The 24,704-nt window shown below is 40.7% G+C and carries 27 protein-coding genes; 13 read left to right on the top strand and 14 right to left on the bottom strand.

Annotated features, from left to right (window positions below):
- Positions 1-37 precede the first annotated feature (37 nt).
- A complete protein-coding gene (locus ACESK1_RS01430; RefSeq protein WP_372917177.1) occupies positions 38-496 on the top strand; it encodes a 6-pyruvoyl tetrahydropterin synthase family protein in 459 nt (152 codons plus the stop codon).
- Between the two features lie 108 nt (positions 497-604).
- Positions 605-1,363 (top strand): UDP-2,3-diacylglucosamine diphosphatase, encoded by a 759-nt coding sequence (locus tag ACESK1_RS01425; RefSeq protein ID WP_372917175.1) that lies wholly within the window; start codon positions 605-607, stop codon positions 1,361-1,363.
- Here ACESK1_RS01425 and recJ read toward each other — a convergent pair.
- The 3 genes from recJ to ACESK1_RS01410 all read right to left on the bottom strand — a co-directional run bounded on the left by recJ (position 1,360) and on the right by ACESK1_RS01410 (position 4,667).
- The gene (gene recJ / locus ACESK1_RS01420; RefSeq protein WP_372917173.1) at positions 1,360-3,057 is read right to left on the bottom strand and encodes a single-stranded-DNA-specific exonuclease RecJ; all 1,698 of its coding nucleotides are present in this window, start codon (positions 3,055-3,057) and stop codon (positions 1,360-1,362) included. The genes ACESK1_RS01425 and recJ overlap by 4 nt on opposite strands.
- A gap of 119 nt (positions 3,058-3,176) precedes the next feature.
- Positions 3,177-3,848 carry a 16S rRNA (cytidine(1402)-2'-O)-methyltransferase gene (rsmI, locus tag ACESK1_RS01415; protein WP_372917171.1) on the bottom strand — a complete coding sequence of 224 codons (672 nt, stop codon included), beginning with the start codon at positions 3,846-3,848 and terminating at the stop codon, positions 3,177-3,179.
- A gap of 12 nt (positions 3,849-3,860) precedes the next feature.
- The gene (locus ACESK1_RS01410; protein WP_372917169.1) at positions 3,861-4,667 is read right to left on the bottom strand and encodes a hypothetical protein; all 807 of its coding nucleotides are present in this window, start codon (positions 4,665-4,667) and stop codon (positions 3,861-3,863) included.
- 203 nt (positions 4,668-4,870) lie between these two features.
- On the opposite strand from ACESK1_RS01410, the gene ACESK1_RS01405 reads away from it, so the two are divergent.
- The 9 genes from ACESK1_RS01405 to ACESK1_RS01365 all read left to right on the top strand — a co-directional run bounded on the left by ACESK1_RS01405 (position 4,871) and on the right by ACESK1_RS01365 (position 14,454).
- Entirely contained in the window at positions 4,871-5,518 is a 648-nt protein-coding gene (locus ACESK1_RS01405; RefSeq protein ID WP_372917167.1) for a thymidine kinase, read from the top strand.
- Positions 5,511-6,617 (top strand): alanine racemase, encoded by a 1,107-nt coding sequence (gene alr / locus ACESK1_RS01400; protein WP_372917165.1) that lies wholly within the window; start codon positions 5,511-5,513, stop codon positions 6,615-6,617. Before ACESK1_RS01405 ends, alr begins: the two co-directional genes overlap by 8 nt.
- Before the next feature lie 72 nt (positions 6,618-6,689).
- On the top strand, positions 6,690-7,124 hold the full coding sequence (gene mscL, locus ACESK1_RS01395) for a large-conductance mechanosensitive channel protein MscL (RefSeq protein WP_372917163.1): 435 nt from the start codon (positions 6,690-6,692) through the stop codon (positions 7,122-7,124).
- 335 nt (positions 7,125-7,459) lie between these two features.
- A complete protein-coding gene (locus ACESK1_RS01390; RefSeq protein ID WP_372917161.1) occupies positions 7,460-8,449 on the top strand; it encodes an aspartate-semialdehyde dehydrogenase in 990 nt (329 codons plus the stop codon).
- Positions 8,450-8,518: 69 nt separating this feature from the next.
- On the top strand, positions 8,519-8,839 hold the full coding sequence (locus ACESK1_RS01385; protein WP_372917159.1) for a hypothetical protein: 321 nt from the start codon (positions 8,519-8,521) through the stop codon (positions 8,837-8,839).
- 86 nt (positions 8,840-8,925) lie between these two features.
- The gene (locus ACESK1_RS01380) at positions 8,926-11,301 is read left to right on the top strand and encodes a TonB-dependent receptor (protein ID WP_372917157.1); all 2,376 of its coding nucleotides are present in this window, start codon (positions 8,926-8,928) and stop codon (positions 11,299-11,301) included.
- Complete coding sequence (locus ACESK1_RS01375) at positions 11,301-11,639, top strand: hypothetical protein (RefSeq protein WP_372917155.1); 339 nt, start codon at positions 11,301-11,303, stop codon at positions 11,637-11,639. The genes ACESK1_RS01380 and ACESK1_RS01375 overlap by 1 nt, the downstream gene beginning before the upstream one ends.
- A 43-nt stretch (positions 11,640-11,682) precedes the next feature.
- Positions 11,683-12,177, top strand: a complete 495-nt coding sequence (locus ACESK1_RS01370; protein ID WP_372917153.1) for a DUF4625 domain-containing protein — start codon at positions 11,683-11,685, stop codon at positions 12,175-12,177.
- Positions 12,178-12,300: 123 nt separating this feature from the next.
- The gene (locus tag ACESK1_RS01365) at positions 12,301-14,454 is read left to right on the top strand and encodes a prolyl oligopeptidase family protein (protein ID WP_372917151.1); all 2,154 of its coding nucleotides are present in this window, start codon (positions 12,301-12,303) and stop codon (positions 14,452-14,454) included.
- A 31-nt stretch (positions 14,455-14,485) separates the two neighbouring features.
- Here the strand turns inward: ACESK1_RS01365 and ACESK1_RS01360 are convergent, their stop codons facing one another.
- Positions 14,486-15,100, bottom strand: coding sequence for an HAD family hydrolase (locus ACESK1_RS01360; RefSeq protein WP_372917149.1), 615 nt, complete (start codon positions 15,098-15,100; stop codon positions 14,486-14,488).
- A gap of 114 nt (positions 15,101-15,214) precedes the next feature.
- Here ACESK1_RS01360 and ACESK1_RS01355 point away from each other — a divergent pair, with 114 nt between their 5' ends.
- Positions 15,215-16,180 carry an ABC transporter ATP-binding protein gene (locus ACESK1_RS01355; RefSeq protein ID WP_372917147.1) on the top strand — a complete coding sequence of 322 codons (966 nt, stop codon included), beginning with the start codon at positions 15,215-15,217 and terminating at the stop codon, positions 16,178-16,180.
- Here the strand turns inward: ACESK1_RS01355 and ACESK1_RS01350 are convergent, their stop codons facing one another.
- From ACESK1_RS01350 to pdxA, 9 genes are all read right to left on the bottom strand, one after another.
- On the bottom strand, positions 16,181-16,630 hold the full coding sequence (locus ACESK1_RS01350) for a transcription elongation factor (RefSeq protein WP_372917145.1): 450 nt from the start codon (positions 16,628-16,630) through the stop codon (positions 16,181-16,183). It abuts the gene before it with no gap.
- Positions 16,611-17,309 carry a monofunctional biosynthetic peptidoglycan transglycosylase gene (gene mtgA, locus ACESK1_RS01345; protein WP_372917143.1) on the bottom strand — a complete coding sequence of 233 codons (699 nt, stop codon included), beginning with the start codon at positions 17,307-17,309 and terminating at the stop codon, positions 16,611-16,613. The genes ACESK1_RS01350 and mtgA overlap by 20 nt, the downstream gene beginning before the upstream one ends.
- On the bottom strand, positions 17,306-18,421 hold the full coding sequence (locus tag ACESK1_RS01340) for an NAD(P)/FAD-dependent oxidoreductase (protein ID WP_372917141.1): 1,116 nt from the start codon (positions 18,419-18,421) through the stop codon (positions 17,306-17,308). Before ACESK1_RS01340 ends, mtgA begins: the two co-directional genes overlap by 4 nt.
- A gap of 105 nt (positions 18,422-18,526) precedes the next feature.
- Positions 18,527-19,882 carry an acetyl-CoA carboxylase biotin carboxylase subunit gene (accC, locus tag ACESK1_RS01335; protein WP_372917139.1) on the bottom strand — a complete coding sequence of 452 codons (1,356 nt, stop codon included), beginning with the start codon at positions 19,880-19,882 and terminating at the stop codon, positions 18,527-18,529.
- Between the two features lie 55 nt (positions 19,883-19,937).
- Positions 19,938-20,441 (bottom strand): acetyl-CoA carboxylase biotin carboxyl carrier protein, encoded by a 504-nt coding sequence (gene accB / locus ACESK1_RS01330; RefSeq protein WP_372917137.1) that lies wholly within the window; start codon positions 20,439-20,441, stop codon positions 19,938-19,940.
- 19 nt (positions 20,442-20,460) lie between these two features.
- Positions 20,461-21,456 (bottom strand): beta-ketoacyl-ACP synthase III, encoded by a 996-nt coding sequence (locus ACESK1_RS01325; protein ID WP_372917135.1) that lies wholly within the window; start codon positions 21,454-21,456, stop codon positions 20,461-20,463.
- 174 nt (positions 21,457-21,630) lie between these two features.
- On the bottom strand, positions 21,631-21,828 hold the full coding sequence (gene rpmF / locus ACESK1_RS01320; RefSeq protein WP_093409370.1) for a 50S ribosomal protein L32: 198 nt from the start codon (positions 21,826-21,828) through the stop codon (positions 21,631-21,633).
- Positions 21,829-21,837: 9 nt separating this feature from the next.
- Positions 21,838-22,371, bottom strand: coding sequence for a DUF177 domain-containing protein (locus ACESK1_RS01315; protein WP_372917133.1), 534 nt, complete (start codon positions 22,369-22,371; stop codon positions 21,838-21,840).
- A gap of 97 nt (positions 22,372-22,468) precedes the next feature.
- Complete coding sequence (pdxA, locus tag ACESK1_RS01310; protein ID WP_372917131.1) at positions 22,469-23,515, bottom strand: 4-hydroxythreonine-4-phosphate dehydrogenase PdxA; 1,047 nt, start codon at positions 23,513-23,515, stop codon at positions 22,469-22,471.
- Positions 23,516-23,574: 59 nt separating this feature from the next.
- Between pdxA and ACESK1_RS01305 the strand changes: the two genes are divergently transcribed.
- A complete protein-coding gene (locus tag ACESK1_RS01305) occupies positions 23,575-24,168 on the top strand; it encodes a riboflavin synthase (protein WP_372917129.1) in 594 nt (197 codons plus the stop codon).
- Here ACESK1_RS01305 and ACESK1_RS01300 read toward each other — a convergent pair.
- Positions 24,146-24,436: a hypothetical protein gene (locus ACESK1_RS01300; RefSeq protein ID WP_372917127.1), complete on the bottom strand. Its 291-nt coding sequence runs from the start codon at positions 24,434-24,436 to the stop codon at positions 24,146-24,148. The genes ACESK1_RS01305 and ACESK1_RS01300 overlap by 23 nt on opposite strands.
- Positions 24,437-24,704 lie beyond the last annotated feature (268 nt).

Raw genomic sequence — 24,704 nt, 5'->3', positions numbered from 1 at the left:
GTTAAAAATCCTGTATCTTTGCCCAAAATTTACTTTTATGAGTAAGATACGTATTACAAAGCAATTCAATTTTGAAACCGGTCACGCCCTGTATGGATACGATGGAAAATGCCGCAACGTGCACGGTCACAGCTATAAACTCAATGTAACTGTAATTGGAGAGCCAATTTCTGATAAGAACGATGTGAAATTCGGAATGGTGATAGATTTTGGTGATCTAAAGAAGATCGTTAAGTCTGAGATCGTAGATAAATTCGATCATGCCACGGTTTTTAATAAAAACACTCCGCATATTGAGCTGGCACAGGAACTCAGCAACCGCGATCATCACGTGATCCTGGTTGATTACCAACCCACCAGCGAAAATATGGTGATAGACTTCGCTGAAAAGATCAAAAACCGCCTGCCCGGACATATTCAGTTGCATTCCTTAAAACTACAGGAAACCGAATCCAGTTTTGCCGAGTGGTATGCAAGCGACCAGGCCTTCCAGTAAATTCCCACTCCCTTCCGAAAGGAATTCTAAATTTACGAAGTCAGTTGAGAGGGAGGGATTAAGGTCTTCTGCTAAAATATTTATATTTACAGCTTAGAATAATAACCTATGACCATCCCGCAGGGTAAAAAAATCTATTTTTCAAGCGATAATCACTTAGGTGCACCCACTGCTTCTGAAAGCAAACCGCGGGAAGTACGATTTGTAAAATGGTTAGATGAGATAAAAGAAGATGCGGCAGCAATCTTTCTATTAGGCGATCTTTTTGATTTTTGGTTTGAATACAAACACGCGGTTCCCAAAGGATTTGTAAGGGTTTTAGGAAAACTTGCAGAAATAAAAGACAGCGGTATTCCTGTTTATTTCTTCGTTGGAAATCACGATTTGTGGATGAAAGATTATTTTGAGGAAGAATTGAATATTCCCGTTTACCACAAACCACAAGAATTTGAATTCAACAATAAAACATTCCTGGTTGGACACGGCGATGGCCTAGGGCCGGGTGACCACGGCTATAAACGGATGAAAAAGGTATTTACCAATCCGTTTTCAAAATGGCTTTACCGTTGGCTTCATCCCGATTTAGGTATTCCTCTGGCCCAGTATTTTTCAGTAAAAAACAAAATGATTTCAGGAGTAGAAGACCAGCAGTTTTTAGGTGAAGATAAGGAATGGCTTATCCAGTATTGCCGCAGAAAGCTTGAGGAGAAACATTATGATTTTTTCCTGTTTGGGCACCGGCATTTGCCCCTCGATATTCAGCTTAATGAAAACTCCAGGTATATCAACACCGGAGACTGGATCTCGCATTATACCTATGCTGAATTTGATGGGAATACAGTGTCTTTAAAGAAACTAGACGCTTAATCTTCCGCAATGTCACGCAGCTTTAACTGAAGCGACACGTTCCCGTTCCATTCATTTTCATCCAGGCTATACACCGCTTTAAATTTCTTTCGGTCTTTGATCAGCTCAACTTTTTCCCCAAGGTTAAAGCCAATCACATCAAAAGTTGGTCCTGACGGTAATTGAGTTACCGAGCATTTCAAATGTGCATCTTCGGCCCCAACACATTTCCCGTAACCGGTATCGATAAGGTCTCTGCTCATAAACACAGGACTCATATTCCCCGGCCCATAGGGAGCGAATTGTTTCAGGATCCGGTAGAATTTAGGAGTGATGTCGCTTAATTGCAATTCGGCATCTATACTAATTTCAGGAGTTAGCAGGTGTTTCTCGATACTATCTGAAACCACTTCCTCAAACTTGTGTTTAAAGTTTTCATATTCTGAAGTTTCCAGGGTAAGGCCCGCTGCATATTTATGCCCGCCAAACTGTTCAATATGATCCTGGCAGGCTTCCAGCGCATTATAAACATCAAATCCTTTCACCGAACGCGCCGATGCCGCCAGTTTCTCTCCGCTTTTAGTAAAGACTAGCGTGGGACGGTAGTAGGTTTCTGTTAGCCTGGAGGCTACAATTCCTATCACCCCTTTATGCCAGTTTTCATCATATACCACCGTGGTATAGCGCTCCTGCTCTTTTAATTCTTCAATCTGGGCAAGCGCTTCTATGGTAATCGTCCTGTCGGCATCTTTCCTGTCGGAGTTAAATTTTTCTATTTCTGCAGCGAATTCCAGTGCGGTAGCTTCATCTTCTTCAGTAAGAAGGTTCACAGCGTGCAATCCGTGTTTCATTCTTCCGGCGGCGTTAATCCGTGGGGCAAGGATAAAGACCACATCGCTGATACTGATCTTTTTCTTTTTTACCTGGTCTAAAATTGACTTGAATCCGATTCTGGGCGCAATATTTATCACCCTTAACCCGTGATAAGCCAGCACCCGGTTTTCTCCGGTAATAGGAACTATATCTGCTCCAATGGCCGTGGCTACAAGATCGAGATAAGGCAATAAAACATCTATAGGATCTCCCCGTTCTGAAGACAATGCCTGAATTAATTTAAATCCCACCCCGCAACCGCATAATTCTTTATAAGGATATTCGCAATCTTCTCTCTTCGGATCTAAAACTGCAACGGCTTTAGGTATTTCAGCACCGGGACGGTGGTGATCACAGATGATGAAATCAACCCCCTTTTCCGCAGCATATGCTACTTTATCTATTGCTTTGATACCACAATCCAGGGCGATGATCAGGGAAATATCGTTATCTGCCGCGAAATCTATCCCCTGGTAGGAAATTCCATAGCCCTCGCCATACCTGTCTGGAATATAATTGGCAACATTGGACGTGAGAGTTTTAAGATACGAAGACATCAACGCTACACTGGTAGTCCCATCCACGTCGTAATCGCCGTAAACCATAATATTTTCCCCTGCTGCAATGGCTTTTTCAATGCGGTTTACAGCAAGATCCATGTCCTTCATTAAATAGGGATCGTGCAAATCGTCCAGGCTGGGCCGAAAAAACTTTTTTGCTTCTTCAAACGTGTCTATACCCCTTTGCACCAGAAGCGATGCTATTGGTTTATCCACCCCCAATTGCAGGGAAAGAAGAGAAACGGTTTCAGGATCGGGTTTAGGTTTAAGCGTCCAGCGCATATGTTAAAAAATTTATGCAAAAATAACAATGTGAGTCAAAGTTTTGGGAAAGGACCTAATTTCTGCAGGCAAGAGCAATTTAAAATATTTCCCCCAAATTCTATGCTGAATAAAAAAGTTTATGGTTTTCCCCCAACTATGATCACTATTTCGCCCTTGGGCGGCTTTTGTGTATAATGCTGAAGTACTTCTGAAGCCGTGCCGCGAACTGTCTCTTCATGAAGCTTGGTAATCTCCCTGGAAACCGAGACAGGCCGGTCATCCCCAAAATATTCTACAAAATGCTGAAGGGTTTTCAGCAGTTTATGCGGGGATTCATAAAAGATCATTGTTCTGGATTCTTCAGCCAGCAGTTTCAGCCTTGTTTGTCTGCCTTTTTTCACCGGAAGAAAACCTTCGAAGATAAATTTATCGTTGGGAAAACCGCTGTTCACCAATGCCGGAACAAATGCTGTAGCTCCCGGCAGGCAGTCTACCTCAACGCCGGCCTCTACACATGCACGGGTTAATAAAAAACCAGGATCTGAAATGGCCGGAGTACCTGCATCACTGATCAAAGCAATAGTTTCACCATTTTTTATTCGTTGCACAATTCCTTCAACCGTCTTGTGCTCATTATGCATATGATGGCTTTGCATGTGGGTTTTGATCTCGTAGTGTTTCAGGAGTTTGCCGCTATTCCGGGTGTCTTCAGCAAGGATTAGGTCAACCTCTTTCAAAATACGAACCGCCCTGAAGGTGATATCCTCCAGGTTACCTATTGGGGTAGGCACCAAATAAAGTTTTCCCATAGATGCCTATGCTTACTGCCTGTATTTGTTTTCGATCTTTTCCAGAAATCGCTCTTCATATACTTCTTTTCCTTCCCAATGATTATAATCTGGTTTCACGATTTTCTCTATGAATTTTTTTGCTTCATTGGGATCGTCAATGGTGTTCAACTGGGAAAGCACCCGGTTGTAATCGGTAGTATTACCGTCAAAGAGGTTTTTTATAAATGACAGCCTTTCATTAAGCCCAATATTGATTCCTTTTTTCAGTCGGTCATTAACAGATTTCGGTTTGTTCTCCTTTTGTTTTGCATTAAGAGGTTCAAAATTGGGGAGGTTATCATAATCTACTCCAATATCCCGAAAATCCTTTTGTGATCCAGGATCTTCATTTTTTGGAATGGGATCTGGCTTTTGCACTGGAGCCTGATTCTGCTCAGACTGCTTTTTTGCAGGTGGTTGAGCAGTGCTTTCCCAAGGGCCAAAAAGCTCGTCTACCTTTCCGGTTTCAGGGGGCATTTGTGCTACGATATCCTTTATTTTTTCTGTATTAGGCTCTGTAATCGCATCGGCATCCTCGCGGTATTCAGTCCCATCAGGAGCATAATCATTTTCCGTTCTCACCGAGGATTCTTTTGGCTCCGGTTTTTCTATTTTCAGTGTTTCTGTCGCTTCGGGAGCTTCAAAAGCATTTAGGTTCTGCTCGGTAAAATGCAATATTGAAAGCTGCTCATAAAGGCTTGCTGCTTTTAGTTTCAGTGCTTTGGTATCCAGATTCTCCTCTTCAGAAATTATATCTTCAGCGAGCTTTACTATTTCCTTTTTAAGTCTGTTTTTCATTTTCATCCAATTTTTCAGAAGTAATTTTTAAGAACCCATAATTTAAAGCTTTATAGCTTTACAACGAAATCTCACAAAAAAGATGCCCATCCCGGGTTTAATAACTTTAGAAATTAGCATCCAGCAATGGCTTGTATTTTTAATAAATTTGTTCCACCTTTATCGAAAAGGGCTGATTCCCATTTCGATTTGAAAATTACAAAATGTTTCTCGAAAATACAGTAAATCACGAAGAGCAATTTGGCTGGATTGAGGTTATTTGCGGCAGTATGTTCTCCGGAAAGACCGAAGAATTAATTCGCCGACTCAAGCGGGCACAGTTTGCCCGGCAGAAAGTTGAGATCTTCAAACCCGCCATAGACAAGCGCTACGACGAGGAGATGGTAGTCTCCCACGATGCCAATGAGATCCGCTCAACGCCGGTACCATCAGCATCAAATATTCCCATTCTGGCCGATGGATGCGACGTGGTTGGGATAGATGAGGCCCAATTTTTTGACGATGAGATTGTGAGTGTATGTAACGATCTCGCTAACCGTGGAATTAGAGTTATCGTAGCCGGACTGGATATGGATTTTAAAGGAAATCCATTTGGTCCCATGCCTTTTTTAATGGCTACCGCCGAATATGTGACCAAAGTCCATGCTGTTTGCACCCGAACTGGAAATCTAGCCCAGTTTAGCTACCGAAAGGCCGTTAATGATGACCTTGTTTTTCTCGGTGAAACCGAAGAATACGAGCCTTTAAGCAGAGCTGCATACTACAAGGCCATGCTCAATGAAAGAATAAAAAAACTGGAGGTGAAACAAGCTGAAGAATTGAACCCCAACCTGAAGAAAAAGAATGCCTAAAGCCCACCAAACGCAACTGGAAATAGACCTTGGGGCTTTAGCTCATAATTACCGATACCTCAGGTCTAAGATTGCTCCTGAAGTTAAATTCATGTCGGTGATCAAGGCTTATGCCTATGGAAATGATTCAGTAGAGATCGCCAAAAAGCTGGAGGACCTTGGTACCGATTATTTTGCAGTAGCATATACTTCTGAAGGAATAAGGCTTCGGGAAGCGGGGATTACAAAACCCATTCTCATACTTCATCCGCAACCGGTCAATTTTGAATCCCTTATCGATAACTGCCTGGAACCAAATTTATATAGTGAAAAGGTGCTGGCAGAATTTATTGAGATCGCGGAAAGACTTCAACAGGAAGGTTATCCTATTCACCTTAAGTTCAATACTGGGATGAATCGGCTGGGGTTTACTGAAAAAAACTTTCATAAGATCCATGAAAAATTAGAAGGAACAAAGGCCGTAAAAGTTGTTTCGGCTTTCTCTCACCTCGCCGCAAGTGAAGACTGGAAGGAACGGGAATTTTGTTTATACCAAATTACCCGTTTTCAGAAATTCGCAGAGGATCTTTTAGATCACCTGGATTACAGACCTATGTTTCATATCTGTAATACTTCTGCAATTTTTAATTATCCCGAAGCAGGTTTTGACATGGTTCGCAGCGGTTTGGGTTTATACGGTTTCGCTAATGATCCGGCTGTTAACGCCAGGCTTAAACCAATAGGTACTCTTAAAACCATTATTTCTCAAATTCAGGATTTGAAAGAAGGCGATACTGTAGGTTACAGCCGCGCTTTTGAGGCTAAAAAACCAAGCAGAACAGCCACTATACCTATTGGTCACGCCGATGGTATTAAGCGCATCTACGGCCACGGAAAAGCCGGTGTTTTTGTAAACGGGGAATACGCACCCATCGTGGGAAATGTTTGTATGGATATCATTATGATAGACGTGACTGATATTAACTGCAAAGAAGGAGATGAAGTAATTATTTTTGGCGGCCCCCAACACGTTACCAAATTCGCTGGTGATGGTGGGACAATTTCTTACGAACTCATTACCGGAATTTCCCAACGGGTGAAACGAGTAATTAATCAGTGATTTTATTAGAATAAATCGTTTTTAAATTTTGTGTAAATTGGCTGAATTCTAACTAATTCAATCCAAATTATCATGAGTTTTATTAAAGATTTTAAAGCTTTTATGCTGAAAGGCGATATTATAGCCCTGGCTACAGCAGTAGTCATCGGGGCTGCCTTTAACAAGATTGTTGCTTCGGTTGTGGCCGATGTCATCATGCCTATTATTGGTTTAATAACCGGAGGCACAGATTTCACCCAGAAATTTATCTCGCTGGATGGGCAGGATTATGAAAGCCTGGAAGCAGCACTAGAAGCAGAAGCTGCGATTTTAACCTATGGAAATCTAATCGATGCCATTATTCACTTTATAATTGTTGCTTTTTTCATATTTTTGGTGCTACGTGCTTATGAAAGAACAAAAAAGGAAAAAGAAGCACCAAAACTGGTGGAACCCAAAGGCCCAAGCCAGGAAGAGTTGCTAACGGAGATTAGGGACGAACTTAAAAAGCAGAACAAAACTCCATAAGGAGTTAAAAATACGAGCACCGCTATACTGCTCATTTAATGTAAGCGTAATTTAACTAAACCTCACAGGAAACTGTGAGGTCTTTTTTTAACGAAAATCAACAATTAGTGCAAAAACTATAATTCTTTTCAATTTTAAGTCCTGAAACTGGGTAAGTTAAGCCCGGTATAATAAATTTGCGGCTGGTTTTTAAGAACGTTAAATGGATTTCCTTCTTCACGGAAATGACTAATATAACAAAGTTTCCAGCCTGAGTTTATGCTGAGCGTAGCTGAAGTGCGGGAGTAATAAAATAAAGATTTCTGCCTTTGCGGAAATGACTAAATTTTTAGATTATGAGAATAGCAGTGGTGGGCGCTACCGGAATGGTGGGCCAGGTAATGTTACAGGTTTTAGCAGAGAGAAATTTCCCGGTAACCGAATTATATCCGGTTGCCTCAGAGCGATCTGTGGGGAAAAAGATCAATTTCCAGGGAAAAGAATATGAAGTGATTGGGCTTCAGGAAGCCGTAGATATTAAGCCCGATATCGCTTTGTTTTCGGCCGGAGGAGATACTTCCCTGGAATGGGCACCCAAATTTGCCGAAAACGGTACGACGGTAGTAGACAATTCTTCGGCCTGGAGAATGGATCCTTCCAAGAAATTGGTGATCCCAGAGATTAATGCTTCCGAATTAACTTCAGAAGACAAGATTATCGCCAACCCGAACTGCTCCACCATTCAGTTATTAATGGCCTTAAAACCATTGCACGATGCTTTCAAGATCAAGCGGGTAATTGTTTCTACCTACCAGTCTATTACCGGAACCGGCGTAAAAGCTGTGGAACAACTGGAGAATGAATATAAAGGCGAAAAAGGAGAAATGGCCTATCCTTATCCTATTCATAAAAACGCCTTACCACATTGTGACGTGTTCCAGGAAAACGGCTACACTAAAGAGGAAATGAAGCTCACCAAAGAAACCAAAAAGATCCTGGGAGACGATTCGGTTTCGGTAAGTGCAACGGCCATTAGAATTCCTGTCGTTGGCGGGCATTCAGAATCGGTGAATGTTGAATTTGAAAATGAATTTGATGAAGCCGAGGTTCGAAAAATCCTGAGTCAGTTTCCCGGGGTAACCGTGCAGGACAATCCTGATACCAACACATACCCGATGCCTATTTATGCTGAAGGCAAAGACGATGTTTTTGTGGGGAGAATCCGCAGGGACTATTCCCAGCCAAAAAGTTTAAACATGTGGGTGGTGGCCGACAACCTTAGAAAAGGTGCTGCTACAAATACAGTACAAATTGCTGAATACTTAATTACACACAAATTGGTTTAAAAAACATACATTGTTAAAAAGGCAGAAACCGGCTTGTTATTACGAGCCGGTTTCCTAATTTTGCAAACCATGAAAAAAATAAGCGCACATATTAGCACTATTCTATCTATAGTGATATTGTTAGCAAGCCTCCTTCCGGCATTGCATGCGTTTGATCATGAAGTAAGTTCTGAAAGTGACAATGCTTTAAGTGTAGAATTTACAAAAGCATCTATAGATTGTGATTTATGCGATTTCCACATTGCTAATACAGATGCTCCTTCAATCTTTACTTACAAAATTCACACACCTCAAAAGGAAACAGTATATGCAATTTCTCTGGCAGAAACTGTAAACCTTTTTCCCAACAGACTATTTTCCCTTAGGGCACCTCCTGCGGTGATTAGCTAAAGAAATATATTCAGAAATCTCGCTTTTTTTTAAAAAAGCTGATTTTAACTGATTTAACTTTTTTAATTAATCACAGTATTTTCTCTATGAAACAATTCCTATTTGTTTTATTGCTTTTTACCATTTTTCCTATGAATATTTTCTCCCAGCAATTAAGTCTGGAAGGGAAGGTTGTAGATGAGCAGAATCTAGCCCTTGATGGCGCTCATGTTCATATAAACAACAGATTTGTCTTAGCCGGGGAAAATGGAAATTATCACGTTGGTAATCTGAAGGAAGGTGAGCATCGCATTAGCGTTTCATATATTGGTTTTAAAACTTTAGATACTGTAATCTCGCTGGCTGAAGATACTGTGGTTAATTTTAAGTTACAGGAAGATACCGCTGCACTGGAAGCAATCTTGCTTAATGGAAGTGCGCGCAGAAGATCTTCAGAAAACATAGAAAAGGTTAACAAGGAATATCTTCAGGAACAATTTTCTGGCTCCCTGGCCACCACGCTGGAAAGGCTTCCCGGTGTTAATGCTACAGAAATTGGTGCAGGTGCATCAAAACCTATTATTCGCGGACTTGGGTTTAATCGTGTAGTGGTTACCGAAAACGGCATTAAACAGGAAGGCCAGCAATGGGGTGCAGATCACGGGCTGGAAATAGATGCTTTCTCTGTAGAAGATATTGAAATTGTCAAAGGCGTTGGCGCCATAGAACACGGTAGCGATGCCATTGGTGGAGTTATAAAAATCATCAATGACCGAGTGCCTGAGGAAGGCTTTACCGGCGAAGTAATTGGCCTTACCAAAAGCGTAAATAACACCTTAGCTGCTTCAACTAATCTTTCTTTAAGAAATAACCGGTTTTTCTATAAAATTAAAGCTACCGGGAGCGAATTTGGGGATTATTCGGTACCTACAAATAATATTGTATACCTAAACCGCAATGTTCCAATTTTTAATGAAAGGCTCAAAAATACCGCAGGGAAAGAAGTGGATTTATATGGGCAGGTAGGTTACCTGGGAGAACATTATAAGGGAACTCTTAGCGTTAGTAATATTTATTTTAAATCTGGATTTTTTCCAGGCGCTCACGGTATTCCATCTACAAACAGGGTGCAGGACGACGGTGACCAGAGAAATATAGATTATCCGTTTCAGCGGGTAAACCATTTGAAATTCATTAATAAAAATGAATGGTTTTTTCACGACTCCAGTCTGGAAGTTATCTTAGGTTTCCAGAATAACCACCGCCAGGAATGGAGCCGTTTCCATACACATTATACGGGACAGGTAGCCCCGGAAGTTAATCCAGACCTGGAATTAAATTTTGACCTCAACACCTATGATGCCCAGGTGAAATTCAGTAAAGACTTTAATGAAAATCACACAACAGCTATTGGAGCACAAACTCAACTCCAGGATAATTCTATAAACGGGTTCAACTTTTTGCTTCCTGAATATTCCAGGATTAATCAGGGAGTTTATGCTACACATTCCTATCAGGCTTCTAAAAACATCAATCTAAACGCAGGCGCGAGATTAGATTTTAGTAAGATTGAAATTGAAGGTTTTTATGATGATAATTTATACCGTTATTTAATTAGAAATGGAAGTACTAAAGCTACGGCAAACGACTATGCTACCAGAAGTACAGAAACGGAAAGAGACTTTACCAACTTAAACCTCATGGCGGGGGCACTTTTCAATTTTCACAAGAATTGGGACTTTTCTGTAAATACCGGTACTAGTTTTAGACTACCTACGGCTATAGAATTGGGTGCTAATGGTATTCACCATGGCTCTTTCCGCCACGAGCGTGGAGATCCAAATCTGGATGCCGAAAAAGGCTATGTTTTCGATACCAAGCTTAATTACCGAAAAAATTCCTTTAAGGCTTCTATGAGTCCTTATCTATATTATTTTGAAAACTATATTTTTCTGAATCCCAGCGGGCAGTTTTCGATTTTACCACACGCCGGGCAAATTTATCAGTTTACCCAGAGTGAAGCTTTACTAACCGGAATAGAATTCGATGTTAATAAGGTTTTTGCTGAAAGATGGCACACCCAGTTTACTTTCGAGTATTTATACAACCGGCAGATTACCGCAAATCGCTCGCGTAATTTCCCTTTACCTTTTACCCCGCCCATAAATGGATTCTTTGAGCTTGGTTACGATTTTCTGAAAAAATCAAACACCTTTAAAGATACCGAGGTATTTGCCAATACCGCCTTTGCTTTCGAGCAGGACAGGATTGCACAAAATGAAGAGATTACCCCAGGTTACCAAATTTTTGGCGGTGGGTTAAGAACCAATCTTGAAATAGGAGATTTTAAAGCAACTCTAAACTTACAGGCCACCAATATCTTCAATACTAAATATTTTAATCATACCAATTTTTACCGGGCCCTGGAAATTCCTGAAATGGGACGAAACATCCAATTAATGGTAAAGGTCCCTATTAATTAATGCAAAAATTTAAAGCACATATCGCCATTTTTTCACTTGCAGTATTCCTGTTTCCACAGGTCGCGAGCGGTATGCACTATTTCCTGGTAGAACATAAAGTTTACAAAAGTGGTGAATTTGCTTTTAACGATTTAAACGACTTTGAATACCATTCCTGCACTTATCATTTAAACGGATTTTCACCCCTTATCCTGGGAATAGAAAACTTTAATGAAGCAGCCAGACATTTCACCTCAGAAACTGCTACAAAATTTTGCTGTCTGGAAAATTACGTACATCAACCAGATTTTAATTTTCAGCTTCGAGGCCCACCCTTAAGTTTAAATTATCCGCATTAAAAATTATTAGAATTATACATTTATTTATCAAATACTTACAAAAATGAAAACCAGATTAATTTATTTATTTAGTATTACCGCCTCTTTATTATTCACCTCTTGTAGTGACGATGATAACGTGGTAGATACAGAAGCTCCGGAAATTTCCATAATGGAACCTCATGATGAAGAAGAAATTGCTCCCGGAGGAGAAATTCATTTTGAAGCTCTTTTTACAGACGATGTAGAGCTTGCCTCATATAAAGTGGAAATTCATAATGCATTTGATGACCATACCCACGCAAGTACTAAAAATGAAGAGCACAACGACAACCCATGGAGCTATAGTGAAGTTTTTACTATAGAGCCGGGGAATACCAACTTTGAAGCTCTTCAACATATCCCTGTACCCTCTGAAATCAAAGGAGAACATATTAGTGAAGGACCCTATCATTTTGGCGTATTTGTAACCGATGCTGCAGGAAATGAGTCACAGGCTTTTTTTGAAATACATATTGAAGAAGAGCACGACGAAGATGAGGACGACCACGAACATTAAAACTTAATCTTTTACTTTATAAAGGCCGCAATTTCTAGATGCGGCCTTTATATTTTAACCTCTTTATACTTATACATTTGAAAATTAATTACTTTTGGGTATCATTCTCTTTAATAGTATAATATGAAAAAAACATTCTCAAGAATTTTTGCACTTGCCATCCTGGCCTCCTGCATAGATTCTCAAGCCCAAACTCCTACCAATTTGAAGTACCCGGAAACAAAGAAAGTAGATACGGTAACCAATTATTTTGGCACCGAAGTTAAAGACCCTTATCGCTGGCTGGAAGATGACCGCAGCGAAGAAACAGAAGCCTGGGTAAAAGCCCAGAATGAAGTAACATTCGGCTACCTGGAAAAGATCCCTTTCAGGAAAGACCTGGAAGAAAGGCTAACCGAGATCTGGAATTATGAAAAAATAGGCGCTCCCCGAAAGGAAGGCGATTATTTCTATTTCTCAAAAAACGACGGACTGCAAAATCAGTATGTTGTTTACCGTAAAAAAGGTAAAAATGATGAGGCTGAAGTCTTTCTAGATCCAAACAAATTCAGCGAAGACGGGACCACTTCCCTGGCCGGACTAAGTTTTTCTGATGACGGAAAAAAAGCGGCTTATGCCATTTCTGAAGGTGGAAGCGATTGGAGAAAAATCATCGTGATAGATGCCGAAACCAAAGAGATCGTAGAAGACACCATTAAGGATGTAAAATTCAGCGGAATCTCCTGGAAAGAAAACGACGGCTTCTATTATTCCAGTTACGAAAAGCCGGAAGGCAGCGAGCTTTCAGCAAAAACAGATCAGCATAGATTATATTATCATAAACTGGGCACTCCTCAAAGTGAAGACAAAGTAATTTTTGGAGATTCAGAAGAACAAAAGCATCGTTATGTAGGTGGAGGTGTTTCGGAAGATAACCGCTACTTGTTCATTTCAGCAAGAAATTCAACGTCAGGAGGAAAACTCTTTATGATGGATCTTCAGCAGGAAGATCCTGAATTGGTTACTATTTTAGACCATGAGGATACTGACACCAACGTACTGGACAACGACGGTGAGAAGCTAATTATCGTAACTAATATGGATGCGCCTAACAATCGCATTGTAACCGTAGACGCCGCTAATCCAAGTCCTGAGAACTGGGAGGATCTTATTCCCGAGACTCAGTTTGTGTTGAGTCCGTCAACGGCAGGGGGCTATATTTTTGCCAACTATATGGTAGATGCCATTTCACAGGTAAAACAATACGATTATAACGGTAATTTGGTAAGAGAGATTGAACTTCCTGGGATAGGATCGGCGGGAGGATTTAGCGCCAAAAAGGAAGAGAAAGAACTTTACTATTCCTTCACCAATTACGTAACGCCGGGGACCATTTATAAATTGGATATAGAAGAGGGCACCTCTGAGGTTTACAACAAGCCCGCAATTAAGTTCAATCCCATAGATTTTGAAAGCAAGCAGGTTTTCTTTAATTCTAAAGATGGTACAAAAGTGCCTATGATCATTACCTACAAAAAAGGCCTTGAGCTGGATGGTAAAAATCCAACTATGCTGTATGGATACGGAGGCTTCAACGTGAGCCTTACGCCTTCCTTCAGCACTGCAAACGCGGTTTGGCTTGAACAGGGTGGCGTTTATGCCGTACCAAACCTTCGTGGAGGTGGCGAATACGGAAAAGAATGGCATAATGCCGGTATTAAATTGAAAAAACAAAACGTTTTTGACGATTTTATAGCCGCTGCTGAATACCTAATCGAAGAAAATTACACTTCCAGCGACTACCTGGCTATTAGGGGTGGATCGAATGGCGGACTCCTGGTAGGTGCCACGATGACTCAGAGACCTGAACTGATGAAGGTAGCCTTACCAGCTGTAGGAGTTATGGACATGCTGCGCTACCACACCTTTACTGCCGGTGCAGGTTGGGCTTACGATTACGGAACTGCTGAAGACAGTGAAGAAATGTTCAAATACCTTTATGCATATTCTCCTGTACACAATTTAAAAGAAGGGGTTGAATATCCGGCAACAATGATTACAACAGGAGATCATGATGACCGGGTAGTACCAGCACATTCCTTTAAGTTCGCAGCCGAATTACAGGACAAACAAACCGGGAGTAATCCTGCGTTAATAAGAATCGAGACTAAAGCTGGTCACGGTGCCGGTAAACCGACTAAAATGATCATCAAAGAGTACGCAGATATTTTTGGGTTTACCCTTTATAATATGGGCTTTGAAACTTTGCCCAATAAGCTTGATAACAATAAAAGCTAATTGAAAAATTAAGTTGGCTAACCCGTCGGCACTAATCCTGCCGGCGGTTTTTATTTTCCACTAGTTCCAGTTTGCCATCCTTTAGCAGAAAACCTTTTTCAGCGTGATGGAGAATATCTTCATCATCATCGGAATAAGTTTCCAGCAGTCTATAGTCGCCGGCAACCTCCTCTTTTAACCTTCTTACCTTTTCCTCATCATTGCAGGTTTTTCCTATTATCCTATAATCTTCATCCTTATATTCGGTAAGGGTTCCCAAAACTTTTACTGGCAGAAGTTCTTCCAGATATTTCGTATAAACCTCAAATCCACCGGTGATTATGTAGACCGTAATTCCCTTTTCAGCACTTTTTTTAATGCGATTAATCATCTCTTCTCTGAAATGTTCTGGATATTCCACATCCCAGAATTGTTTGGCATACTTCTTCACCTTCTCCGGCGGAAGATGATCCAGGTAATTGTAGAAATTTTCTTTAAAATGGGTTTTACTCACCAGTTGCAGTTCTCCAAGAAATTGAATCCAGGCAATTTGAAAAAGATTGATTAGTTTATAGCCCTTTTTATAACAAACAAACTTAAAAAATTCATCCTTGGAGGATTTTTCGTATAAGGTTTGATTAAGGTCATAAACAATGATTTTTTCCATATTTTTCTACTGAAAACTCTATCAGGTTATTTAGTTTTACCTTGGGAAAAGATAGTAAAATCCTCTTGCAGGTGAACTCTATTTATAATTTCCTAAACAGGAATTTAAGATGTTATGCTGAAATTAAAGAATGTTTCCTTCTCTTACCTGGAAAAGCCAATTTTAAAGAACGTGGGTTTCAGCCTCGAAAAAGGTGAGAACCTTTCCGTGATTGGAGAAAGCGGCTGCGGGAAAAGCACGCTGCTTAAACTCATCTACGGCCTTCTGCACACCGAGGGAAAGATCTTTTGGAATGATGAGGAATTGCTGGGCCCCAAATTTAATATAGTTCCGGGAGAACCATTTATAAAATATCTGGCCCAGGATTTTGATCTGATGCCTCCTTTAACTGTTGCCGAAAATATTGGCAAACACCTTAGCAATATGTATCCGCGAAAGAAGAAAAAGCGGGTTGAGGAATTAATGGAGGTGGTAGAAATGACCGAGCTTGCGAATGAAAAGGCAAAGCACCTTAGCGGTGGCCAGCAACAACGGGTCGCCCTGGCCCGGGCACTGGCAAATGAACCCGAATTGCTTTTACTCGATGAACCCTTTAGCCATATCGACCATTTCAGAAAAAACAATCTGAGACGTCAGCTGTTTTCCTATCTCTCAGAAAAAAACATCACCTGCATAGTAGCAACGCACGACAGCACAGATGCACTTTCCTTTGCAGATAAAACCATTGTACTTAAAAATGCAAAAATTCACGCTGAAGGCACTCCCGAACAACTTTACCAAAACCCTCCGAACAAATATGTGGCTTCTCTTTTTGGTGAAATAAACGAGATCATGCTTAAAAACTTAATTTTAGAAGAAAAGAGCCGGAAGAAAATCCTGGTTTATCCGCATGAGATAAGTTTTTCTAAGAATTCAGAAATAAAAGTAGAGGTAATAGAGAATTTTTTCCGGGGGCCACATTATTTGATAAAAACCAACCTAAACGGACAGGAGATCTTCATTGAAAATCCATCGAAGTTAAAAGAAGGTGCCAAAGTGGGAATTAAAATATCTCCCAAATTAATCGCTACCCGCCAATAGCTATTCTACACTAAGAATCTTATGGGTTTGACCGTTTAGCGTAAAATCTTCTCCTGCTTTTTTATCTTTCATGGCAAGTGCCACCGGAGAATTGGTCCCCACAGCATAGAATTTTTCTGAATTAAGCTTTAATTCTCCAGCCGGAATAGCGATAAAATAATTTGCTGCACTGGATTTTACGATGCTTCCGAAGCCGGCTTTTTTCTGTGAAATAGGCGGTATCGAATTTATTGTTTTTTTGAGCTTGCTGTATTGTTCCAGCTGCCCCGACAGCTTTTCGAATTCCAAATGCAACATTGCCCGGCCGGTTTCATACTTATCGCCCATTGAACATTTTGTCTCCAGTTTTAATGCGGTCTGCAGATCATCTATGGCGGTATGGATACGCTTTAAACGTTCCTCTACATATGAAGTTGCCTCTTCTATCAATTTAGTTTTCAACTCGCTCATTCTTCTCTTTTTCAAAACTGAATTCCCCGTAATTCTTCATTTGTCTAACTATCCAGCTTTTTCGGCCTTCAATATAGTTTGAGGCAGGATTTGCCTTAAACTGTCGGGGATTGGGTAAAATTGCCGCAATAGCAGCTGCTTCAAAAGTCGTTAGCTCTGAGGCAGGTTTATTAAACCAATATCGCGCAGCAGCCTCAGCTCCATAAATGCCCGGCCCCATTTCAATGCTGTTGAGATATACTTCCAAAATGCGTTCCTTACTCCAAAAAGTCTCGATTAAAAAAGTAAAGTAAACCTCTAAACCTTTCCTAATCCAGTTTCGGCCAGGCCAAAGAAATACATTTTTTGCAGTTTGCTGGGAAATTGTGCTGGCGCCACGTACCCGTTTACCTTCCTGATTTCCTTCTATTGCCTTTTCAATGGCTTTAAAATCGAAACCATTATGATTGACAAAACTCTGATCTTCACTTGCAACCACCGCAAGCTGAAGAGGCAAAGAAATCTCCTCCCTGGGCACCCACGTATGCCGAATATGCTCCTCCGGATTTTCCAGGTAGCGAATCCCCATAAGCGGAGTAAATGCAACCGGCAACCAATTCAGAAGCACAACCAAAAGCATCGAAATCAGGATAAGACCAGCGATTAATTTCCAGACAAACCTGAAGATCTTTTCAATCATTTTATAAGTTCTGAAAGTTCTTTACCAACAAGACTACCTATGGCCACTCCCATTCCTCCAAGCCGAACTCCACAATAAATATTTTCTGAAAGCTGCTTTACGATCGGTTTTTTCTGTTTTCCTACTCCCATAATTCCACTCCAGCGATGGTCTATTTCAAATTGGGTTTCGGGCAAAATGGTGGTTTTAAGTATTTCTTCCAGTCGATTTTGAATAAGACTGGTTTGAGTTATTTCAGTGGTTTCTTCGGTTTTAAAGTCGAGGTTTCTTCCACCGCCCAATAGGATTCTGTCGTCAATATTTCTGAAATAATAATAGCCTTTATCCAGATGAAAAGTACCTTTAATCTCCAGATCTTTTATAGGTTTAGTGATGAGCACCTGGGCCCGGGCAGGTTTTACTTCTTCGATTCCGAGCTTTGAAGCAAAGCCGTTAGTGGCGATGAGCAATTTCTTCACTGAAAACTCCAGCTTATCAGTATTTATTTTTACTGAATCCCCTGCTTCTGAGAATTCTTCAACACTAATATTATTCAGAATTCTGATCCCGGCAGATTGAGCTTTAAATAAAAGGGCATCCATCATTTTTCCAGTATTCAACTGCCCTTCAAACCGGTTAAAAATTAAATTCTTTTGAATATTCCTGAAATTAAAGTCATCCTTTTCTTTGCTAAAAACTTCTTTGCCAAAAACCGGTTTCAGCAAGGCATTAATACGCGGTATTTCCGAAAGACATTCCTCGAATAAATTTCCATCTTCCGAAGTAAAAAGTTCGTAGCCTCCATATTCCCTGAACCCAATTCGGGTGTCCCCTATAGTCTGCCTCAAAAGTTTAAGGCCTTCGACGCGTTTTTTAACCAACTCAACAACTTCGTCTTCTGTATGTGTTTTAAGATCATCAAGAATTTCAGACATGCTCCCGAAACAGGCAAAACCGGCGTTCTTTGTGCTGGCTCCATTTGGTAAAATTCCGCGTTCAAGAATAAGCACCCGGGAATTGGGAAATCGTTTTTTTAGATCGAGGGCGCAATTGAGACCGGTAATTCCACTTCCTATAATGCAATAATCAATATTAGAAAACCAGGTTTTGGTTTCCCAGTAAGAAAAATTCATTGTTGGTTAATTTTCATTGAAAATACAGAAAGTTTCGGATAAACGGGTATAAAAAAACCCCACAGCTCAAAAACTGCGGGGTTTTTAATTTATTAAAAAATATGCTTACTCAACTTCCTCCATGGGTTTCATTTTGAAATCTTCCATGAATTTGGTCGTGTAATTTCCTTCAATATAATCAGGGTGATCCATGAGTTGCCTGTGGAATGGAATTGTGGTTTTAATGCCTTCAATCACAAACTCATCAAGTGCCCTTTTCATCTTGCTAATCGCTTCTTCCCTGGTTTGGGCAGTAGTGATAAGCTTGGCGATCATAGAATCATAATTTGGCGGGATCACATATCCGCTGTAAACATGAGTATCAATTCGAACTCCATGGCCACCCGGCGCATGTAGATTGGTGATCTTCCCGGGAGAAGGCCTGAAGCCGTTGTATGGATCTTCAGCATTGATACGACATTCTATTGAGTGCAGCTGTGGGAAATAATTCTTCCCCGAAATCGGCACTCCCGAAGCTACCAGGATTTGTTCCCTGATAAGATCGTAATCGATTACTTGCTCGGTTATTGGATGCTCTACCTGAATACGGGTATTCATCTCCATAAAGTAAAAGTTGCGGTGTTTATCTACTAAAAATTCAATGGTTCCCGCTCCTTCATATTTTATATATTCAGCAGCTTTAACTGCCGCTTCTCCCATTTTTTTCCGAAGACTATCGGTCATGAATGGAGAAGGGGTTTCTTCGGTTAATTTCTGGTGACGACGCTGTACTGAACAATCTCTTTCAGAAAGATGACAAGCTTTTCCGCTGCTGTCTCCCACGATCTGGATCTCGATATGGCGAGGCTCTTCTATGAGCTTTTCCATATACATCCCATCATTTCCGAAGGCAGCTCCGGCTTCCTGACGAGCAGAATCCCAGGCGTTTTGCAGATCTTCTTCTTTCCAAACGGCGCGCATCCCTTTACCTCCACCACCGGCAGTAGCTTTTAGCATAACAGGGAAACCGATTTCTTTTGCCTTTTCTAGACAATCTTCATAGTCCTCCAGAATACCTTCTGATCCGGGAACGCAAGGAACACCGGCAGCTTTCATGGTAGCTTTAGCAGTCGCCTTATCTCCCATTTTACCGATCATTTCTGCTGAAGCACCGATGAATTTTATGTCGTGTTCTTCACAGATCTTGGAGAACTTAGCGTTTTCAGAAAGAAATCCGTAACCCGGGTGTATTGCGTCTGCATTGGTGATTTCGGCAGCGGCTATAATATTGGAGATCTTAAGATAAGAAAGGTTACTTGGCGGAGGGCCAATACATACGGCCTCGTCGGCAAACCTTACGTGAAGACTTTCCGCATCGGCAGTAGAATATACCGCAACGGTTTTAATCCCCATTTCTTTACAGGTACGAAGAATGCGCAGTGCAATTTCGCCCCTGTTGGCAATTAATATTTTTTTAAACATACCTATTGTTTTTTTGACCCAGGGGAAAACTCCCTTAACCTGAATGGGCAGTAATTTATGATGGATCTACTAAAAATAACGGTTGATCGAACTCTACGGGAGAAGCATCGTCAACAAGTACTTTCACTATTTTTCCTGAAACTTCACTCTCAATTTCATTGAAGAGTTTCATAGCTTCAATAACACAAAGTACATCACCTTCCTTAATCGAATCGCCAATTTCTACGAAAGTTGCTTTATCCGGCGAAGGTTTACGATAGAAAGTTCCAATAATAGGTGACTTAATGGTGATATAATTTGAATTATCTTCATCTGAAGACTTTTTCTCTTCGGCTGCAGGTGCAGGAACATTCTGCTGTGCAGGCGCCGGAGACTGTTGTTGAACCGGCATCTGTTGCTGCATTTGATTGCCCATAGGCACTTGCTGAACAAATGTTGTTTCCTTTTCGTCTGAGCCTGTTTTGATGGTGATCTTCACATCGCCCGTTTCTAGTTTCACCTCACTGGCGCCAGACTTGGCTACAAACTTGATTAAATTCTGAATTTCTTTTAAATCCATAATGATAGGGTGTTGGTTTTTAAGAATTATAAGCCCATTTCAGGAAAGTGGCTCCCCAGGTGAAACCTCCTCCAAATGAAGCGAAAATAATATTATCTCCTTTTTTAAAATTTTTCTCGTAATCGCTAAGCAACAGCGGCAAAGTTGCCGAAGTTGTATTTCCATAGCGCTCTATATTCATAAGAACTTTTCCATCTTCCAGGTTCATACGGCTGGCAGTTGCTCCAACAATACGTTTATTAGCCTGATGGGCCACTAACCAGTCTACATCGGCATTGGTGAGATGGTTTCGTTTCATGATCTGCTCACTAACTCCTGACATATTTGAAACCGCGAATTTAAAAACGGTTTTTCCATCCTGTCTCACAAAATGAAGTTTTCTGGCAACGGTTTGTTCATTAGGAGGCATTACAGATCCCCCGGCTTCAACATTCAGGGATAAGCGACCAATAGAATCACTTCTAAGAATCTCATCCTGAAGCCCGAAACCTTCGTCATTAGGTTCCATCAATACTGCTCCTGCTCCGTCCCCAAATATAATGCAGGTTGTCCTGTCAGTATAATCAATTATAGAAGACATTTTATCGGCACCAATCACAAGGACTTTTTTGTACCTGCCGGATTCAATATAAGCTGATGCCGTAGACATCCCATATAAAAATCCAGAACAGGCAGCCTGCAGGTCATATCCAAATGCGTTAACTGCTCCTATCTGGCTTGCGATATGCACCGCTGAAGCAGCTACCGGCATATCCGGTGTTGCTGTAGCAAGTATTACCACATCAATTTCTGCAGGGTCAAGATTGGATTTTTCAATAAGATTTTTTGCGGCCTGGATACCAAGGTAGGAAGTTCCTTTATCAGGGTCTTTGAGGATGCGTCGTTCTTTAATACCCGTCCTGGAGAATATCCATTCATCATTGGTATCGACCATTTCCTCCAACATTTTGTTGGTTAAAATATCTTCGGGCACATAAGCGCCCACAGCGGTAATAGCAGCTGTGACTTTATTCATACACATTGAAATTAAACACCTTTCCTACCCTAATTAGGGCAAAAACCGCTAAAGTAATGTAATAAATATAACTTTAACGGGGGTGCAAATTAAGGTCTTTTTAGGACTTATTCAACTTAAAACAAAAAACTCCCACATGGTGAGAGTTTCTATAATTAAGGAAGCTCTAAAATATTAAGCTTCAACTTCTTCGGTGTTGTCAATCAGAATCTGACCACGGTAGTAAAGTTTACCTTCGTGCCAGTGTGCTCTGTGGTACAAATGTGCTTCGCCTGTAGTAGGATCGGTAGCTATTTTAGGTACCGAAGCTTTATAATGTGTCCTTCTTTTATCTCTTCTGGTTTTAGAGATTTTTCTCTTTGGATGTGCCATGGCTTGCTATTATTTATCGTTTAATAAGTTTTTTAATTTATCCCATCGAGGATCTGTTTGTTCCTCTTCTTTCTTCTTTTCTGTTAAGCTGAACTCGTCCAGTTTGTCAAGTACTTCAGATTTCAACGTTCCGTCTTCAACGCCCGGATGAACTTTTTTTAAAGGTACAGAAAGTACGATAAGCTCATAAATATACTGCTGTACATTAACCTCATATTCTCCGTGAGGCAAAATAAGCAGATCTTCATTATCATCGTTATACTCGTTTCCGAATTTAATTACCAGAAGCAACTGCCCTTCAACCGGTTGGTCATAAGGCTCGTTGGTAAGGTCGCAGTTCACATTTACAGTTCCACTAAGGTTAAATGTGAGCTCCATCATTGTTGTTTTCTTATCAAACAACAAGTCTACCTTAAGCTTGGCGTCATTAAATTCTTCGTACCCAAAATGTTCCAAGAACGTATTATCAATCTCGTACTCAAACCGGTGTTCTCCCAGCTTTAATCCCACATAGGGGATCGTGTATTCAGCTAGTTTCCTCATTTCATCATCAGTTTCGAGTGCCTATTCCCTCAGGATAAGGCGGGTGCAAAGATATAAAAATTAATAAATTAACGATGATTTATAAACAAATTTTTGTTCATATCTTTTTGCGTTGCTTCCGCAGTGGATTTTTGGTGAGTTCAGCATATTCCTCGCGAAATTTAAAGATCTCAATTCCCTTGAAAACAGCCTCTTTAAACGAATTTATATTCGCCTCATTCTTCCCTGCAATTTCAAAGGCGGTACCGTGATCTGGTGAGGTGCGAACCTTGCTTAAACCGGCGGTAAAATTAACCCCGTTTCCGAAGGAAAGGGTTTTAAAGGGAATAAGTCCCTGGTCATGGTACGAGGCTATCACCGCATCAAAATTCTTATAGTTTTTAGATCCGAAGAAACTATCGGCAGAATAAGGTCCGAAAACAAGTTCTCCCTTTTCTCGCAATTTCTCCAGGGTAGGCTTCATTATTTCTTCATCTTCCTTCCCAATAACCCCCTGGTCTCCACTATGCGGATTAATGCCAAGCACGGCTACTTTTGGCTTTGAGATCCTGAAATCCTGTTTCAGGCTATTCTGAATTAAGCTTATTTTTTTCTTTATAAGTTCAGGAGTGATCACATTGGCAATGTCTTTAAGAGCCACATGGTCTGTAAAAAGACCAACCCGAAGTTCATCGCTTATCATAAACATAAGACTTTCTCCTTCCAATTCCTGCGCAAGATAATCGGTATGACCGGGGAAATTAAATTTTTCGCTCTGTATAGAATGTTTGTTGATTGGTGCCGTCACCAGCACGTCTATATCCCCGGCTTTAAGAGCTGCGGTTGCAGCTTCAAGAGATTTAAAGGCATATTCTCCCACCTTTGGATCTTCCTGGCCAAAGTTGATATTTACATTTTCCTTCCAGACATTATATACATTTATCTTACCATCTATAGCATTGGAAGGCTCGTCTATCCCCTGAAAATTCAAAGAGAGCTTGAAATGTTTCTTAAAAAAATTCAGGATCTTGGTATTGGCAAAAATAACCGGAGTGCAAAAATCAAGCATCCGGGAGTCGTCGAAGGTTTTAAGGACTATCTCGCCGCCAATACCATTAAGGTCTCCTATGCTAATTCCTAATTTTACCTTTTCAGCGTGTTTCATAAACTTCCCGGGTTTTTATTTCTATTTTTACATCACAAATGTAACCAATATTCTACAACATGTTTACCGGAATCATTGAAGAAACAGGTGAAATCACCGCGCTAAAGCCTGAAAACGGCAACCTTCATATAAATGTTAAAGCTGAAATTGCTTCAGAGTTAAAAGTGGATCAAAGTGTGGCCCATAACGGGGTTTGTCTTACTGTAGTAAATATACACGGGAAAGAATACACGGTAACTGCTATTCAGGAAACCCTTGACAAATCAAATCTTGGCGATTTAAAAGTTGGTGATATCATTAACCTGGAACGCGGCATGAAACTGGGCGCACGCCTCGATGGACATATCGTACAGGGCCATGTAGACCAGACAGCAGTTTGCAAAAATGTACTGGAAAAAGAAGGTAGCTGGGAATTTACCTTTGAATATGATCCCGAATTCCAAAATATCACAATAGAAAAAGGTTCTATTACGGTTAACGGGGTGAGTTTAACGGTGGTGAATTCCAAAAGAAATGAATTTAGCGTGGCCATTATTCCTTATACCTATGAAAATACCACCTTTAAAAATCTCAAAAAGGGTGACAGGGTGAACCTGGAATTTGATGTGATTGGGAAATACGTGAAGCGCCTTAATGAACTTCGTCAGGCTTAGCTGCTTTTTTGCTGGTATAATAAAGACCTATAAGCATTCCGCCTACCAGCAGGTAAGGAATATAATCGTCTATTGGTAGACAAAGTCCCGGTGGTGGTGGGTTGGGAAAGCCATTGCTTCCGTTGCCTTTAGGCGCACAGGGTGGGCCGGAATGGCTCTTTACATTCTTCGCTTGAGGTTCCGGAGGACCGGTTTGTGTGAACACCTCTAGGGAAAAGAGCAGCAGGAAGACTGAAAAAATTAATCCATATTTAAAATTTACCCTCATAGACGTGCGTAATGTAATACATTCCTTGGAATCACAAAAAAAGTTAAAGGGGTAATACTTTTATATAACCGGGGACTTGGGGGTCCCGATAACAAAATTAAAGTAAAAAGTAGTAGAATAAACCAGCTCAACTTAAAATACAAAAGTTAAAGTTTCTCCTCCGGCTACGCTCAAACTCAACAAGAGTAAACTTACAGCATAAGTAGCTGATAATCAAAAAAAGTCGTTAAAATTTTTAATTAAGTCGGTGAAAGGTACGCTAGAGCAT

Origin of the sequence: Salegentibacter sp. (assembly GCF_041642575.1) — a bacterium.
Lineage (GTDB): Bacteria > Bacteroidota > Bacteroidia > Flavobacteriales > Flavobacteriaceae > Salegentibacter.
Note: the sequence above shows the minus strand (reverse complement) of the source record. Positions and strands in the feature narration are given on the sequence as shown.

Coding starts and splice junctions, on each gene's coding strand:
- ACESK1_RS01430 (WP_372917177.1), top strand. CDS start 38: ATGAGTAAGATACGTATTACAAAGCAATTCAATTTTGAAACCGGTCAC.
- ACESK1_RS01425 (WP_372917175.1), top strand. CDS start 605: ATGACCATCCCGCAGGGTAAAAAAATCTATTTTTCAAGCGATAATCAC.
- recJ (WP_372917173.1), bottom strand. CDS start 3,057: ATGCGCTGGACGCTTAAACCTAAACCCGATCCTGAAACCGTTTCTCTT.
- rsmI (WP_372917171.1), bottom strand. CDS start 3,848: ATGGGAAAACTTTATTTGGTGCCTACCCCAATAGGTAACCTGGAGGAT.
- ACESK1_RS01410 (WP_372917169.1), bottom strand. CDS start 4,667: ATGAAAAACAGACTTAAAAAGGAAATAGTAAAGCTCGCTGAAGATATA.
- ACESK1_RS01405 (WP_372917167.1), top strand. CDS start 4,871: ATGTTTCTCGAAAATACAGTAAATCACGAAGAGCAATTTGGCTGGATT.
- alr (WP_372917165.1), top strand. CDS start 5,511: ATGCCTAAAGCCCACCAAACGCAACTGGAAATAGACCTTGGGGCTTTA.
- mscL (WP_372917163.1), top strand. CDS start 6,690: ATGAGTTTTATTAAAGATTTTAAAGCTTTTATGCTGAAAGGCGATATT.
- ACESK1_RS01390 (WP_372917161.1), top strand. CDS start 7,460: ATGAGAATAGCAGTGGTGGGCGCTACCGGAATGGTGGGCCAGGTAATG.
- ACESK1_RS01385 (WP_372917159.1), top strand. CDS start 8,519: ATGAAAAAAATAAGCGCACATATTAGCACTATTCTATCTATAGTGATA.
- ACESK1_RS01380 (WP_372917157.1), top strand. CDS start 8,926: ATGAAACAATTCCTATTTGTTTTATTGCTTTTTACCATTTTTCCTATG.
- ACESK1_RS01375 (WP_372917155.1), top strand. CDS start 11,301: ATGCAAAAATTTAAAGCACATATCGCCATTTTTTCACTTGCAGTATTC.
- ACESK1_RS01370 (WP_372917153.1), top strand. CDS start 11,683: ATGAAAACCAGATTAATTTATTTATTTAGTATTACCGCCTCTTTATTA.
- ACESK1_RS01365 (WP_372917151.1), top strand. CDS start 12,301: ATGAAAAAAACATTCTCAAGAATTTTTGCACTTGCCATCCTGGCCTCC.
- ACESK1_RS01360 (WP_372917149.1), bottom strand. CDS start 15,100: ATGGAAAAAATCATTGTTTATGACCTTAATCAAACCTTATACGAAAAA.
- ACESK1_RS01355 (WP_372917147.1), top strand. CDS start 15,215: ATGCTGAAATTAAAGAATGTTTCCTTCTCTTACCTGGAAAAGCCAATT.
- ACESK1_RS01350 (WP_372917145.1), bottom strand. CDS start 16,630: ATGAGCGAGTTGAAAACTAAATTGATAGAAGAGGCAACTTCATATGTA.
- mtgA (WP_372917143.1), bottom strand. CDS start 17,309: ATGATTGAAAAGATCTTCAGGTTTGTCTGGAAATTAATCGCTGGTCTT.
- ACESK1_RS01340 (WP_372917141.1), bottom strand. CDS start 18,421: ATGAATTTTTCTTACTGGGAAACCAAAACCTGGTTTTCTAATATTGAT.
- accC (WP_372917139.1), bottom strand. CDS start 19,882: ATGTTTAAAAAAATATTAATTGCCAACAGGGGCGAAATTGCACTGCGC.
- accB (WP_372917137.1), bottom strand. CDS start 20,441: ATGGATTTAAAAGAAATTCAGAATTTAATCAAGTTTGTAGCCAAGTCT.
- ACESK1_RS01325 (WP_372917135.1), bottom strand. CDS start 21,456: ATGAATAAAGTCACAGCTGCTATTACCGCTGTGGGCGCTTATGTGCCC.
- rpmF (WP_093409370.1), bottom strand. CDS start 21,828: ATGGCACATCCAAAGAGAAAAATCTCTAAAACCAGAAGAGATAAAAGA.
- ACESK1_RS01315 (WP_372917133.1), bottom strand. CDS start 22,371: ATGAGGAAACTAGCTGAATACACGATCCCCTATGTGGGATTAAAGCTG.
- pdxA (WP_372917131.1), bottom strand. CDS start 23,515: ATGAAACACGCTGAAAAGGTAAAATTAGGAATTAGCATAGGAGACCTT.
- ACESK1_RS01305 (WP_372917129.1), top strand. CDS start 23,575: ATGTTTACCGGAATCATTGAAGAAACAGGTGAAATCACCGCGCTAAAG.
- ACESK1_RS01300 (WP_372917127.1), bottom strand. CDS start 24,436: ATGAGGGTAAATTTTAAATATGGATTAATTTTTTCAGTCTTCCTGCTG.